14 protein-coding genes are annotated in these 14,812 nt (G+C 40.6%); 1 reads left to right on the top strand and 13 read right to left on the bottom strand.

Going from position 1 to position 14,812, the window contains the following annotated elements:
• The 9 genes from A4R26_RS34170 to A4R26_RS34125 form a co-directional block, all read right to left on the bottom strand.
• Nucleotides 1-1,477 (bottom strand): recombinase family protein (locus tag A4R26_RS34170; protein WP_242675097.1); only part of this gene is annotated, 1,477 nt, incomplete at its 3' end.
• A 107-nt stretch (nt 1,478-1,584) separates the two neighbouring features.
• Complete coding sequence (gene ltrA / locus A4R26_RS34165; protein ID WP_081171699.1) at nt 1,585-2,817, bottom strand: group II intron reverse transcriptase/maturase; 1,233 nt, start codon at nt 2,815-2,817, stop codon at nt 1,585-1,587.
• Nucleotides 2,818-3,377: 560 nt separating this feature from the next.
• On the bottom strand, nt 3,378-3,653 hold the full coding sequence (locus A4R26_RS34155) for a hypothetical protein (protein WP_081171695.1): 276 nt from the start codon (nt 3,651-3,653) through the stop codon (nt 3,378-3,380).
• A gap of 54 nt (nt 3,654-3,707) precedes the next feature.
• Nucleotides 3,708-3,893, bottom strand: coding sequence for a hypothetical protein (locus A4R26_RS34150; RefSeq protein WP_081171693.1), 186 nt, complete (start codon nt 3,891-3,893; stop codon nt 3,708-3,710).
• A gap of 25 nt (nt 3,894-3,918) precedes the next feature.
• Nucleotides 3,919-4,797 (bottom strand): hypothetical protein, encoded by an 879-nt coding sequence (locus A4R26_RS34145; RefSeq protein WP_081171691.1) that lies wholly within the window; start codon nt 4,795-4,797, stop codon nt 3,919-3,921.
• Nucleotides 4,794-5,030: a hypothetical protein gene (locus A4R26_RS34140; RefSeq protein WP_081171689.1), complete on the bottom strand. Its 237-nt coding sequence runs from the start codon at nt 5,028-5,030 to the stop codon at nt 4,794-4,796. Before A4R26_RS34140 ends, A4R26_RS34145 begins: the two co-directional genes overlap by 4 nt.
• Entirely contained in the window at nt 5,017-5,280 is a 264-nt protein-coding gene (locus A4R26_RS34135; protein WP_081171687.1) for a helix-turn-helix domain-containing protein, read from the bottom strand. Before A4R26_RS34135 ends, A4R26_RS34140 begins: the two co-directional genes overlap by 14 nt.
• A 359-nt stretch (nt 5,281-5,639) precedes the next feature.
• Nucleotides 5,640-6,512 carry a helix-turn-helix domain-containing protein gene (locus tag A4R26_RS34130; RefSeq protein ID WP_081171685.1) on the bottom strand — a complete coding sequence of 291 codons (873 nt, stop codon included), beginning with the start codon at nt 6,510-6,512 and terminating at the stop codon, nt 5,640-5,642.
• Nucleotides 6,505-7,659 carry a HEPN domain-containing protein gene (locus A4R26_RS34125; RefSeq protein ID WP_165760514.1) on the bottom strand — a complete coding sequence of 385 codons (1,155 nt, stop codon included), beginning with the start codon at nt 7,657-7,659 and terminating at the stop codon, nt 6,505-6,507. The genes A4R26_RS34130 and A4R26_RS34125 overlap by 8 nt, the downstream gene beginning before the upstream one ends.
• A 688-nt stretch (nt 7,660-8,347) precedes the next feature.
• Here A4R26_RS34125 and A4R26_RS34120 point away from each other — a divergent pair.
• Nucleotides 8,348-8,608: a helix-turn-helix domain-containing protein gene (locus A4R26_RS34120; RefSeq protein ID WP_081171681.1), complete on the top strand. Its 261-nt coding sequence runs from the start codon at nt 8,348-8,350 to the stop codon at nt 8,606-8,608.
• A gap of 957 nt (nt 8,609-9,565) precedes the next feature.
• On the opposite strand, the gene istB is transcribed toward A4R26_RS34120, so the two are convergent.
• The 4 genes from istB to A4R26_RS34090 form a co-directional block, all read right to left on the bottom strand.
• Nucleotides 9,566-10,306 carry an IS21-like element helper ATPase IstB gene (gene istB / locus A4R26_RS34110; protein WP_081171677.1) on the bottom strand — a complete coding sequence of 247 codons (741 nt, stop codon included), beginning with the start codon at nt 10,304-10,306 and terminating at the stop codon, nt 9,566-9,568.
• A 41-nt stretch (nt 10,307-10,347) separates the two neighbouring features.
• Complete coding sequence (istA, locus tag A4R26_RS34105) at nt 10,348-11,910, bottom strand: IS21 family transposase (protein ID WP_081171675.1); 1,563 nt, start codon at nt 11,908-11,910, stop codon at nt 10,348-10,350.
• Nucleotides 11,911-12,437: 527 nt separating this feature from the next.
• Nucleotides 12,438-13,382, bottom strand: coding sequence for a hypothetical protein (locus tag A4R26_RS34095; protein WP_081171671.1), 945 nt, complete (start codon nt 13,380-13,382; stop codon nt 12,438-12,440).
• On the bottom strand, nt 13,345-14,812 hold a 1,468-nt coding region (locus A4R26_RS34090), incomplete at its 5' end, for an AAA family ATPase (RefSeq protein ID WP_081171669.1). The genes A4R26_RS34095 and A4R26_RS34090, both read right to left, overlap by 38 nt.

Raw genomic sequence — 14,812 nt, 5'->3', positions numbered from 1 at the left:
GTGATACGGGTTCGAATCCCGTACGCGGTACTTCATGGGACTTTTCGAAATTTAATCGGAAGGTCCCATTTTTATTTCCGCCAAAACCCGCGCTGGTGCTGCATATCTCTTCGAAGACAGGGTCAACACCTGTGGTTCGATAATAATTTTTCTCAAAAATTAATTTGCCGGAAAAGATCGAACCAATGATTAAACGCTTGCCTTGCAAGGTGGCATTAGCATAATACCCAGGCAGATTTTTAAGCAAATCAGTGCAGGGAAGAATATACTTCGAAACTTCCATGCTACTTTGGGATAAGTCTTTTTGTTGATCTGTCAGAGTTTTAATGATGGGTTCATAGGTCTTTTTAACATTCCTATATTCCTCCATATCCATTTCCTTATCAAGCCGCATTTGCTGCGCTTCCTTTAGTCGTGCCATGTTTTTATCAATTTCCTGTTGCAGTTCCTGCAATGCCTTTTGCTTGTCCGGTACGGATAATCTGGTTCTGTCTTCTAAAATTTTCATATATAAATCTATTACGGTTTCCTCCGCACTAAATTCATGCAGTCCCTTTTCAAATATCCAATTGGCTTCTTCTGCTTTAAACCGTTCCTTACAACCACAACGGCAATGGTAATAGAAATATACCCCGCCATTTCCTTTGCTGCCGCTGCCTGTTATCTGTTTGCCACATATGCCACATAATAAAAATCCTCTCAACGGTAGTTCCTCTTTTTGTCGCTGCCTGGAAGGATGGTTTTTCTTGCGGCCATCAAGCACATCCTGAACTTCATTAAATAATAGTTCGGAAACCAATGGTTCATGTTGGCCTTGTATTGAAGCCTCTTCCTCGTCTTTATAAGCAGGCAGTAGAATTTTGCCATAATAAAACGGATTGCGCAAGATTCGCCATAACTGGTTTTTGCTGCAATTAAAGCCTCGTTTATTGACAAGGCGTAGCACTTCCTGCACTGGATGAAGACCGGTAGCCATCTTTTCAAATGCGAATTGGATGTGACTGGCATCTTTACCTGGTATAATGATGGGCCTGTTCTGTTCATTTCTGGCATTCCGGTATCCTTTGGGGGCCAGCGTACAATGCCTTCCCTCTTTTATTGCCCTGCGCATACCGGCTATGGTATTAAGCGACCGGCGATCGTTTTCTACTTCCGGTGCGGCTAGATAGAATGCCAACATGATCTTGTTTTCAGGAATGGTAAGGTCAAGCGGCTGTTCGATAGCTTGTGGTTCTACACCCAACCTGTTGAGTTGATTGATCATACCATACGCATCGCCGGCATTGCGGGAAAACCGGTCCCATTTTAGAAAAAGCAGCAGATCTACACGTCCCTTGCTCTTTTTTAAAAAGGCCAGCAATTGGATAAATGCTGGCCTTTCAAATGATTTGGCGGAATGATCTTCACTATACATTTCTACGATTTCAATTTGCTGTTGCTGGCAGTACTGGCGTAGCCTGTCTTCCTGGTGTTTCAGGCTATACCCTTTCTCGGGTCGAGTAAGGCAAGGACTTTCACCTCACCTTCTCACAGAACCGTACGTGAGACTCTCATCTCATACGGCTCTTCTCATTCATTGGTCAATCATGGTTTATAACCATGTTCCCAGTGTGCAAACAATTTGGGATTGGCTTTCGCTAAAGCCTTATGCCTTTCAACTGCTTCCCTTATGCCGATTTTGTGTTTATCCCTAATCCAGTTGCTGATACGCTTGTTAAGGCGGAAGAACACTTTACTCATTTCAGATTTACGGTGTTTACCATAGTAGGCAATCCATCCTCTGATTTGAGGGTTCATTTCCTGTGCAAAGGTTTCAAGAGTTTCATTAATTCTTCTACGGATATTCCTTGCCTTAATGGCATTGTTAATCTTTACCCTTGCTTCTTTACTGATGGCAGGGGTAAAACTGTAGAAGACGTGTTGAGTAGTCTTGTTTCTGACCTGTCTTGCCTTAAAGGTATATCCCAGAAAGCTGAAACTTACTACCGCGTGAGCACTTTTGTTTCTCTTTTGATCCCGGCAGTAAATGATTTTCGTCTTTTCAGGATGGGCCTTTAATTTGCAAGCGCTCAACCTTTCCTTAATCCGGTTAAGGATAAATCCAGCTTCTTTCTGTGTGCGAAAGTGAAGAATGATGTCATCGGCGTACCTTTCGAAGCGAACTTCTGGGTATCTGCTTTGCATCCATTTGTCAAAAGCGTAATGTAGGAATAGATTTGCAAGCAGCGGGCTGATTACTCCACCTTGCGGTGTGCCTTTGGTTCTTGCAATCTGTTCACCATTTTGCTCGACCGGTACTGTAAGCCATCTCTTAACATACATTAGCACCCACTTTTCAGAGGTGTGTCTCTGTAAGGCTTTCAGTAGCAGATCATGGTCAATCTCATCAAAGAATGACTGAATATCCAGGTCTACGACCCAATCCAGATCCCAACAGTTTCGCTTCGCCTGGTCGAGTGCTTGATGGGCACTTCTTGCCGGACGATAACCAAATGAGTTCGGATGGAACAAGGGATCAATTGTTGGTTCCAGGTAGTCTTTGATAACCATTTGTGCTATCCGGTCACTAACAGTTGGAATACCAAGTTTCCTAACCTTTCCATTAGCTTTAGGTATCTCCACTTCTTTCACAGCGGTTGGGAAGTAGCTACCAGAAGCAAGCCGATTCCAGATTTTAAACAGGTTGCCTGATAAGTTTTGATCGAAGTTTTCGATGCTTTGCTTATCTACTCCTGCCGAACCTCCGTTGGCCCTTACTTTCTGGTACGCATTCCATACCATTTGTTTGCTGATGGGTATTGACTTTAACTCGTTCATCTTAATCCTCCCGTTTTGCGGTTGTTAAAATGAATTTGTCGAATGAGCTGCGGCCTTCGCTCCATCCCCATTACAGGGACTTCGACGCTACTACACCGCAGTCCGTCACAGCACAGTCCATTGGTACTTTCGGCCTCAGATTTTGTCCTTGTGCCTTTCCCTTGGCATGACTGTACTGTTTCTCCAGTTCCGTAACAAAGCCTGTATAAAAGTCTTGCCACCTCTACACCGGACACCATGTAGCCAGCAAGCAAGTCACCTGCTACACTCTTCCCGCTGATAACAAGAACATCTGCGGTTTTGATGTCAATTCTCTTTTTCGACTTTCGATGCTTCATCAGTGGTTTACTTTCGTTCAACTCTTTTATACTTACATGACCCCGGTTTACCGGCGGCCTTTTCCCTAACGCTCACCACACAGGCTTTTGACCTATGCAGCTTAGGGTTGTTTGGTGGCTACTCTTGCCAGTCGCCACCGGAGGGCCTGCCTCCATCTTTGTTACAGCATTCTAAGCGGCATCAGCGTCGCTCAGATTCTGGACACACCTTGTTCATCTGTACTAACCCGTACGTAAATAATGGCTTTCCTCATTTTTCGATTTTTTAAATTCAGTTAAATCAACTACCTGGCAATTCTTCTGTTCCTGCCGTTCATATTCCTGTATTGCAATGCCTGCCAGCGTATACAAATAATCCCTGATTCTAATAACTTGTTCATCGGTAAATTTCCTTTCCTTCCGATTCAGGATGTCGCGGCAGCTATCAAGGGAAAGTCGACCGCTATCATTTTGTTTAGTGCTTCCTTTCTTTTTTAAGGGCACCACTTTGGTTTTCATGGATAGATATTTAGGATATTGGAATACTTTCATCATACAATTTGCCTGCTTGAATCAGGCTGCTTTTGTATTTGATTGGCCTGGAAGATTCAGCAACTTATATTTAATGAATGTGGTTGCCAGGTTCCGCAAGTCAAAATCTGCAAAAAAGGCGGCTAGTTGTACTAATAATTCGAGTTTAGCCTCTGCTTCCTTTTTAGAGTGAGCAGGAATTTCAATAGTAAGCTTATAACTGTTCATAAGGACGAGGTTTAGATTTTTAGCATTACGCTGCCTGATTATCTTTTATAGCCCCATCATGCAACAGGCCATGAATAACGTCCAATTGATCGGGATTCGCAGCCAATCCCTGAACAACCTGGATAACCTTCTCTAGTTGCGGAACCGTAAAAGCATCTTCCATTTCTTTGAAGAAAGCCAATTTGTGCTTTGTATCCGGATCAAATTGCGGAGAACTGTTTGGATCTATTTTTTTAAACGATGCCGTTGTTAATGGTTCATTGTTGTTTCCTATCCCATCCAATGGATCAGATTCCGTATCGTCTCCTGCCAACAATCCTGACAAGCCGGAGAGAAGAGGAATTTTTCGGGTAATGGACGGATTGTTTTTAACCAGGTAGTCTGTTGCAAACCCCAGGAGTTTACCAGTATTCATTTCAGCCAGACCTACCCGTTTACTTTTTAGATTGTCGTACTCTTGATGCAGGGTTGATAATTTTTCCTGTAATTCTTCCGCATATTCCTCCGCTTCACCCAGCTTTTGTTCCAATGCGTCCTTCTCTTTTTTCATCTGTGCGTATTCCCATTGTGTGCGCTCATTGCTGATTTTCTCTTTAATGGTGCTTTCTATGCCAGATAATGTAGGAGTTCCTGCATTGAATTGAATTTCGCCAAAATATAACTGGTACTTGGTACAGCGTCGGGAATTACCATCATAAATGTTAATAGTAATACAAGCCGTTTCCGGCTGTACAAATTCTTCATGTACGAAAAATCTTTCCGGATCATTGGTACGTTGTACAACTTTCAGTTCATCTACTTTTATATCATAATCGCGCGGATTACCCTGTTCTTTATCATTCAACAGCATTTGATGTAACAGGTTTATCCGGTTACTACTGTACTTTTCTTTTACAATGCTCATGATAATAGTTTTAAAGAGATGGAAGGTGAATATTCTTTTGTTTTTGCATCCAGGTTATATTCACACTTACCAATACCTTTCTGCTGCATATATTCTTGGATACCGATGGCCAATAGTAAGCACAATGCTGCTACTGCTTCTTCAGTACTAATAGTTAAAGGGGTATCAAAGCTGTTTTTTTGCCTGAGGCGTTTTATCGCGTACCTCCGTGCATATCGGTTAACCTTTTTCATATAGATATTGATTTAAAGTTTCCTTTGTAAATAAAATGCGTCCGTGTTTTCGGTGTTGCAAAGGCTTTAACCGTCCGCGATAGACCAGATCATATATTCTTGATTGTGACAGATGCAAATATTCAGCAGCCTGTTGGATAGAAAGTGGTGGCCCGGTACTTTCTAAATATTGCATATTTGTCTTGATGAAAGCCAATTCGGCTACGATGTAGTTTAATTGCTGATGGATGAGTTGAAGATCTTGTTTCATAGGTTTCGTTTCCTCTATACGAACAAATGCCAGACCTATTTTTAAAAGATGAATACTACCAGAATTTAAGAAAAAGCAAAATCGATCAAAACTGTACAAAACTGGAAAAATTCGGAAAAAATTGACAAGGCAAATGACGAAAATTATTTTTTCTTACCAGCGTTCTGTCACTGACAACAAAAAATGAAGTGTGCCATACAGTCAGTTACCGCTTATTTTAGTAGCCTGACTAATGATGGTCACATCGACCAGCAGCATTCCATTTTTCATCAGGTACGCATTTAGTACAGATATAGATAAGCAAAGACAAATAAAGACAATAAAAAAACGTATTCATAAACAACCTGCATCACTTGGCTTCAACTATATAAGTGAAATGCTGCTTCCACCAGACATTGTAAATGTTCAGCTAACCACAACAGATGAGAACGCTGGTATCCCTTTTCATAATGGCCCGTATCACTTGAAATGCCAGCATCCAGCCATTCCCTTATTAAATAGCGGAAGCGTTTCAAGTTGTATTCTTTGAAGAAATTTTCAATTACCGCATCAGCCTGATTTATTTGCTCATCCAGTAGGCCTACAGGTAAGTTGTTATCGGCATTTTCCTGAGATTTACTTTTTTCATTAAGCAGGTATAGGGCTCCCACTAATTGCAACAGGTTTTTGTATAAGGTCATTACCTGGAGACGAGTATCTTCCAACTCACAAGTGCTATTGTTGTTGCAAATGGCAGCTTCCAACCAGTTCCATAAACCATCATGTATCGAGTCAATGCCCCACTTTTTAAATATTGTCATGATGACCAAGGTTGGATCCTGGGTTACCAGGTCCAATAAAAGTATTGGTTCACCGTCCTGCTCATCTAAACATGCAGAATTCCCCTGTATTGCATCTACCTCGCTTCCGTCATTATTAAAATCGGGGTTATCATGTGAAGCCTCCACTTCGTCAGGCATACACGGGGTTTTATCTGCCTCCTGATTTTTAAGCAGGTCAAATACTTTCTTTTGAGTTTCCAACAATTCATTCTGCAAACCGAAAATGTAGCAGTATGGAGTATCGTTCTTGTATAGTGAATCCAATTTTTGGGCTATTTCAAATTTTAGAAAAGTATTACCAGATTCCAGGTCTTCATATTGCTCTTCAGTCATTTGTAAGACTTTGGCAACCGTTTCTTTGCTATAATTATTGTTTTCACGGAATAGGCGCATACAGAAGTTTTCAGCCATGATGAGGGAACTTTTCGATTAATGAATCTATTTTTTCCTTAAAAACCTGTTCAGTTTTGAGATGCAGTTCATGGATGAGAGTAAATAATTCTTGTAGCTCCTGGGGCTCAATTTTAAAGTCATCCTTGTACCTGGCATTTACATAGGCTTTGAATAAAATCTGGAACAGATCTTTGTCTTTTCGAGTGCCGAAAGGATGCGCATCATATAATTCCGGGGCGCATTGCCGTGTGAAGCGCAGTAACCTTCGCAGGTTATGGGTGACATAGTTATGACCGGTGAGGGCATAGAGGATGGCGCGAAGACAATGCTCGGCGGCCTGGTGAAGCATAAAAGCTGCAATATCGGCCACTCGTATTTGGGAAAAATGACCGGCTCCATCCAGGAATAACCGGGCGATACGAAATGCCTTATAAAAATCTTCCTGGGCTTTGGCTTTTATTGCTTCTACATTGGTAATAGTGGTAACCGGTAGCGGGAATCGTCCGTCATCATACACAATGTTTTCTGTAGTGCAAACCAGCGAATAAAATATATGCCCTTCTCTAATCAGCCTGTAAATTTCGACTGCTTTGGAAAAACTGATCATCACATCAGCAATATCCTTGCAAGCGGTTTCAATGGCTTCCTGAAGTTCTTTATGGGGTTGCTGAGATTTTCCGGGAAGCAATATCAATAAATCGTACTGGGTTGCATGACCGGCAATATTGTTTCCCTGGGCATCCAGCAGGAATATTTTTTCTGCTTCCGATATTTTAACTATAATGTCAATAACCCTTTCCAGAGGGTCGGCTTCCGGTTCTACAATTTCAGGAATGAGTGGTACTATTGGTGTTTCCGATTGAGTATTATCCTCACTCGCCATTGCCTCCTCGGATTCCTTTCCAAGAATTACATAGGCCGCTTCAATTAGCTTTTCTATATTATCGTGGAGGGTAACATATTCCAATCCCACCACATCTTCTGCTCGTAATGCATCGGTTAACCATTCCTTAAGGCATATGCGGATATCTGATAGTGTGTACCAGGTGAAGAACTCTTTCAGTATATGATGAGGGTTATTTATCTCATTACATGTGAGCCTGAATGGCTGTTGATGCCATGTAGGCCAATTGGATAGTATTCGTTTGTCTAATGGCGTGTTCATTTGATGTAGTATTGAAATGAATAGGTAGGGATGAAAAACGGGCGGTAAATACTTATGGGCAATAAGAATTGTTCTGCTTGCAACCATGAATAGCAGGGCTTACGATAAATCTGGCGTTGTCTGTTGAATAGCTATATTAAACAGGTGGAGGTGGTGTATTCAGCCGAACTTTACTATATATGGTTCGGCTTAGCATTTTATATTGAATGCATTTAAGTGAATGTGTTGGCTTAAAGTTGAAGGAGTAGCTCATTTTAATGAGATTTGGAAAGGAAAAGGGAATCCCGAATGACTTTTTATCATTACAGGTTTATGCGAGAGGGAATGTGTAATAATGAGACTAACACCTATCAAAGAAAAAGGCGCAGGTCTCAACTCACCGCTTTGAGGCCGTAGGAAGCCTTTTGCACAGCAAGAAGAGAACCCACGCCTAGGATCGTGGGCTCTTCACTTGTCATCTCGTGCAAAATTGAAATTTCCTACGTTTCAAAGCGAGAATTCAAGCGAAAGCTCTAAATTTTTTAGAAGAGTTCGCAAATATATTATCAATAGTCTAACCCATACTGATATTAATTTGGTTTGCGTGAAAATAAGAAATTAGACACATAAATACTCTTATATAAGAGTATTTATTTTTAAGGGGCCTAATAAGAGTAATTATAGAGGTGGATTTTGTTTTATTTTAAATATGGCAAAACAGAAAAAGGCGACTCCACCTCCAACAGACTTTGATATCTTTTTAAAAAAGGTGGGTGATAGAATGCGAGAAATCCGTACAAAAAAGGGCTTTTCGAATTATGAAATATTTGCATTTGAACACAATCTTGGACGTTCCCAATATGGGAAGTATGAAAATGGCACGGAAGATTTACGATTAAGTAGTCTGCATAAAGTGATTTCCAGTTTTGATATGACTTTTGAGGAGTTTTTTAGTGAGGGGTTTGAGTAGCCTTTTCATTATATTTATCGGGTTATGTGATAGAAACCGCCTTAAAAGCCAGAATTTGTAAAATTCTTGATATAGATTATCCGGAAAAAGAATTTTCGTTTAAGACGCATGAAGGCAGGCATTGCTTGGATTTTCCCATCCAGAGAGCATAAAACGCAAGACGGTCAAAGCGGTCAATGTGTATGTGTCCATTAATAATACTGCCGCTGCTATCAATGACACGATTAGAGGCATTGTTTGTTTATTCCCATGATAATATTGATGAAAGCAAGGAAATCTGGCAGGATTCACTTATTGTAAAAACCGAGCCTATCAGATTTTATAAGTTTTCTGTATTTTCAATTCATCGATCCATCAGGTATCTGGAAAATTGAGAAAATTCACGACAATAATAAACAGGCAATCAACGACAAGTATGGTAATCCGATGGAGATGGTGCATAAGTACCAATACTGATCAGAAAATTGCCAAGTTAATTCTGAAAGTTTCCGCCGAGCAACCAAACGAAATATTGAAAGATAAGGATATCCAGATAGAGGTTGACAACAGTACCTGGTTACGGAGCATTAGGGTTTTTCTACAGGACAATCCAGAAGCATTTTTATCTTTGCTCGTTATTCCGTTACTAATATGGCTGTATAGGCTGGCTTTTGGTAGAAAAAAGAAAGCTTCACTGAGTATTCCACGGTAATGTTACCACGTTCCACCACTTATGTTACCAAAGATTCCACAGGATAAGTGCCGCCCTTCCATAGGTTAAGTGCCATTTATTCCACCGCATAAGTGCCGATTATTCCACAACATAAGTGCCACCCTCCGAAGGAGGAGTTTTTGTTTCTTTCCGAAGGAAAAGAGCGGCTACCATTTTACCTTCATCGGCCACATTGTCATAAATCAACTTTTCAAAGAACTTCGGTAACAGTTGTAAGATTAACTGTTTTTTCTTAAACAAGCATTTCAGGGGTTGCTTACTTTTTTTCCTTTTCGTAACGATGCTCCCCGCAACTCAATTTTATGAGCATGCGCGGTAAGCCGATCCATTATTGCATCTGCCAGAGTAACTTCTCCAATATACTCATGCCATTTGTTGACTGGTAATTGAGAAGTGATAATAGTTGCATGTTTTCCATACCTGTCTTCCAGGATATCCAGCAAAGAAAGCCGTATTTTATGGTCCAGCGGATTTAATCCGAAGTCTTCCAGAATCAATAACGGTGTTCTGGCTATTTGATTAACCCATTTAACATAGGTTCCATCCAGGCGTGCCGCCGATAGTGTTTCAATAAAACGGCTCATAGAATAATAAAGCGTACTATAGTCTGTCAGGCAAGCCTGACGGCCAAGGGCACATGCTAAAAAACTTTTTCCACAGCCTGTAGAAGCAGTGATAAGAATGTTTTCTCCCTTTGCAATATAGTCCCCTTCGCAGAGTTGCAGTAATTGTTCCTTACTCAGGCCCCGCTCCGCACTGCAATGGACTTGTTCCGGCAATGCATTATAGCGCAACTTCGAACGGCTAAGATTACGGCTAGTGCGCTTATGAGACCGGTACTGTATTTCCGCTTCTGCCAGGTTTGCCATGAGTGTATGTGATTCCGGCTGTTCGTGGAGGGGAAGTGCCAATACTATTTCATAACGTTTTACCATGCCTTGCAGATTCAATTGCTGCATCTGTTCTACGGTGTTTTGTGTGTTCATTGTTGATTGATTTTTAAAGTGATTGTTTATTTATTCAAAAATTACTGGTAACTATCCGCTCCCCGTACATTGGGATGTGCGGGTGGCTGGAATAGTTCCGGTTGTCCCTCATCCGGCAATTTGTCCAGGTTGTTTTTAAGGATGTTGTCTACGGTTTTATAATTATACCGGTCACCTTGCAGCGCTCTTTTGCAAGCCGCTTCCAGACGATCATGACCATATTTTCCACCCAGACGAAGGATGCCTTTGCAGGCATCAAAAGCCTGCTGGATAATGTTCCTGCCTTTCAGTACGCCGTCAATATATTGATGTGTGTGTGGCCCGACTTTAGCGGCTTCTCTAAGGAAGTAATCTGCATCCCAACCTCTTTGTTCCACTATTTTTTGATGGTTCTCCGGCATATGTTCTATGCAAGACGTATAATCGTTTTTCCGGTAGCTTCTTTTATGCAGGGCGATTCGATTGAGTTCATAGAAAATCTCCACGATATCGGTATCATAATTGACCATTACTTTTTTACCGATGTACTTATACGGAACGCTGTATTGGTGGCCGTCTTCGGTCAGAGTGATGTGGTAATTCATTTTTACCGTGGCCTCAATTTTATGGCGGATGACAAAGGGTGTTGGCGGTAGCGGATGTAGGAACTCCTTTTCCAGTTCGATAAACTGTTCCCGCCGGCTAATTGTCTTTTTCTGAAAGTGCATTTGATGGTGTAATACCAATTGTTCCTGCAAGGCAGCATTGATCTGTTCGAGGCTGAAGAACTCTCTGTCCCGTAGCGGTGCGTACAGTCGTTGATAGGTGAGCAACACCTCTTTCTCAACCATTGCCTTATCCTTGGGCTTATAGGGGCGTGCGGCAAACAGCGCTATGTTGTTATGGAGAGCCCATTGTTCAAATACTTCAGTAAATACTGGCTCATACCTGCAGCTTTTTACAACAGCGGTACGCATATTGTCGCTCTTGGCGCCCATGGGAACGCCTTCAAAATAGGCAATGCTCGCATTGAGCGCTTTTATCACATTGGGGGTCTTCTCATCGCGAACGGCAATCACATAGCTATACCCGCTATAGGGTAATATGCACACAAAAACAGGGCATTCCACCAGAGCGCCGGTAGGTCTGTCGATATAGCTGATTTTATCGCCGGCAAAATCAACCATCATCAGCGCCCCCGGCTCGTAGGTCATATGAAAACTGGCATTATCCGGCAGTATTTGTTCGGCCAGTACTTCGCAGAACTTAGCATACCCATAGCCAGCAGGATCGGCCCTGATATATTCCTGCCATAGCAATACCCGCGTAACGCCTGTTCGATTCAGTTCGGCCAGATAATAGGCCTTACGACTTATTATAAACGTGCTACGAGCGTCTTCCCGGACCTTTTGTCCTGTAGGATGAGCAATTGCCGCCAGGCTCGTGTCGTCGAGCCCTTGAAGTTCCTCTATGCTTTTACCACTAATGGTTAATCGTTCCTTATAGCGACTTACACTTGGTCGGGATATTTTCAACTCTTGCGCAATCTGCCGCTCAGATAAACCCCGCTGCCATAACAACAGCATTTTCCGTATTACTTTCATCTCAATGAGTTTTTTCGACATGCCGTATGAGTTTATTAAGGAATAAAATCACGAAGCACTGTCAATTGGTTAATACAAATGGAACTGATCTGTGAAAGGTATATCAATGACAAAGCGGCGGGATCTACGGGGCAAATCGGTAACAATAAATACACTGTTTGGGAGAATAAAAAGCGCCCCGCTTTTGGTATCTTAAGCCGTGGAATAAATGGCACTTATCCTGTGGAATGCCTGGCACTTATAGCGTGGAATAATCGGCACTTATGGTGTGGAAGGGTGGCACTTATCGGTGGAACTGATGGCACTTATACTGTGGAATACTCAGCTTCACCAGATCCATACTGAGGAAAAAATGGAAAAATAAATTTCAAAGAGGGACAGACAATTGCTGTCTCAATAATAATTCATCATTAAAAACAAAAGACAGCTATATTTTCTTTTGACTCTTTCGTATTGCACCTAGAGATTATATGATTTATTTGACATAAGATTCCTTATGTAACCGATGAGCTGCGTAACTTTACACCACAAACTGCAACCAAACCACTTTATACTATTGAATTAGGAGGCTGCAAAAATGATAATTGGTTTACAATATCTTTTGTCATTTTTGAAAGAGGTCTTTTCTCAAAATCATCCGCATCATAATAAGCACCAAATGCAATCCGATATAATTCATCTACCCCTCCCAGCCGAGGAAAGGATTGTTTCAATCCGAGAAGGTATTTGCCACTCGAAACGTGATGCTTCCTAATTAATTCCGCAATCTCACCCCGATGACTTTTTTGATAAATTTCTACTATTTTAAATAGCTCCGCATTCTTCATTGCCTTGCTTGCTTTGGTAGATTGAATAGGGTTTTCAATTAGCCTAATGCGAATATTTGTGTCTAGCCCCAGGGCGCTATCCACATCTTTTGCGAAATACCTGAAGGCTAATGCATCATCATACCCTTCTTCATAAGGATGCAAATACTCTCCCGCCATAATAATCTTTTGATTCTTCACCGTCCTGTTACATATTAAGCAACTGGGGATGAGATTATAAAACGATAAGGCAAGCAAAGGATATTGCTTATCAGGATAAAAATGATCAAAATCCGGCCTGGCAATCTTATTGCTCTTCTCACCTACAGTTACTGTATAATTTCTATTACAATAAGGGCAAGTATCTACTTGAAGCTTTCCGGCCAACTCAAATGCATTGTACGGTTTAGTCTCTTTATTGGAAAACCAACTGTAATTTATAACCCTGCTTAAATTCATTTTTGGATTCTTAATCTTGCCTTTACAATGCACAATGTATTTCTCATTCAAATCAAACAATCCAATTGGAGTTGCTGTAATGATCTCCTTTAGTTTAGGCTTAATGAAAGATTGCTGAACTTTTGACAATAAATGCAATCTGCCTGTGATATACTTTTCTATTGAGTTATAGTGCTCATCACAAATTTTATCAAGGTTTCTTTTGAACGTCTTTTTTATTTGCAACATTTGACTCTAACTCTTTTAAACGTTTATTGATATATTGTTGTTGAATCCTTAAATTGGCGATCTCACTGCTTTCTCCCGTTCGCTCTGCATACATTTCTGAAAGCTTCAATTTAATTAGTGGCTCACCCGTTATTCTAATTAATGTCTTAATCAATCCCTCATCCAAAGGCTTAGCAACATCCTGAAGATTTTCAAACCCATCATTGATTTTCTTTTTGGCAAAATCTCCCATTAATGCACCATCCAGGAAAAAAGATTCTTTAAATAAGTCATGGATATTCTCACCAAACGTAGCATGATGCTGAAAAGAACTGTCCACGTAACTATAAGGATCATCTTCAGCCTTCCGTATAAAATTGATACATTCCCTTGGCAAATCTGACACAATGAAAGGAGAATGACTGGTTAATATGATTTGAAACGTTAGTTCTTTGCCTGATTTTTCAACAATTAATTCCAAATATCTTATTAACTCCTTTAAATATTTTTGCTGCCATCTAGGATGAAAACCAAGATCAAACTCATCAAGTAATAGGAGCATAGTTTTTACCCTGAGTTTTGATTTAGGTTTGAATAAATGATTGAACCCGAATCTTGAAAATAATTTCAGAAACTGCTTTTCTCCCGTGCTAAGCCCCCGTATATCCAATTCGAAAATCGAGGATGGAGCAAATTTGAATCCCGATTTTTTATCGAAAACCGATATTTCCTTTAGTAGATTATCTAAATCATTCCTGGAAGCAGCTTGCGTTGAATAGCCATTTATTTCCCAATTTAAGCCTGTAATTTTGGTCCCTGAAAAAGACTTAAATTTTTCCGAGAGTTTATTAAACTCCTTCACCTTCATCAATCCTATTGATTGTATGTTTCCTTCGCAATTTGTCAAAAACCTTTCGCATTGTACATCATAAGGAGTATCGTCGAAAAAATATTCGGATAAATCATCCATTAATTGAAGAAAGGCATTATATTTTGTATCGTATATGAAGTCTCCCATCGTTTTCAGGACTCTTTCCCGGATCGCCCTGAATAGTAATTGGTGAAGCAAAAAAAGCCTTGCCAAATCAATATTTTTGTTATTTTGGAATACGTCAAACTTTTCTCCGAAATACCTGGCAAAGCCAAAAACTTCAATTTCCTCTATTTGTCCAATCAGTTTTTTGTTCTGTTCTTTGGAATGCAATAATTCACGTTTTACAGCATTCGCAAGAGGCTTGAATGCAATCTCATCATAAGAGGCAAAAAATATGGAATCAATATCACTTAATTTGATATTGATGGTATTTCGGTCAAAAGAAAATGGAATTAGCTCTTTATAAGTACTATTAAATAAGTCAAGAAATCTTTTTGATTCACCAGCCCGGTATGCAAGAATTGGATCAACACCCGTATAAATTGCTTTGTCGGTATTTCCTCTGCTCATGTCTCCA

This window comes from Niastella populi, assembly GCF_002078015.1.
Classification (GTDB): Bacteria; Bacteroidota; Bacteroidia; order Chitinophagales; family Chitinophagaceae; genus Niastella; species Niastella populi.
The sequence above is the reverse complement of the archived record's forward strand: the minus strand, read 5'-3'. Positions and strand labels throughout refer to the sequence as shown.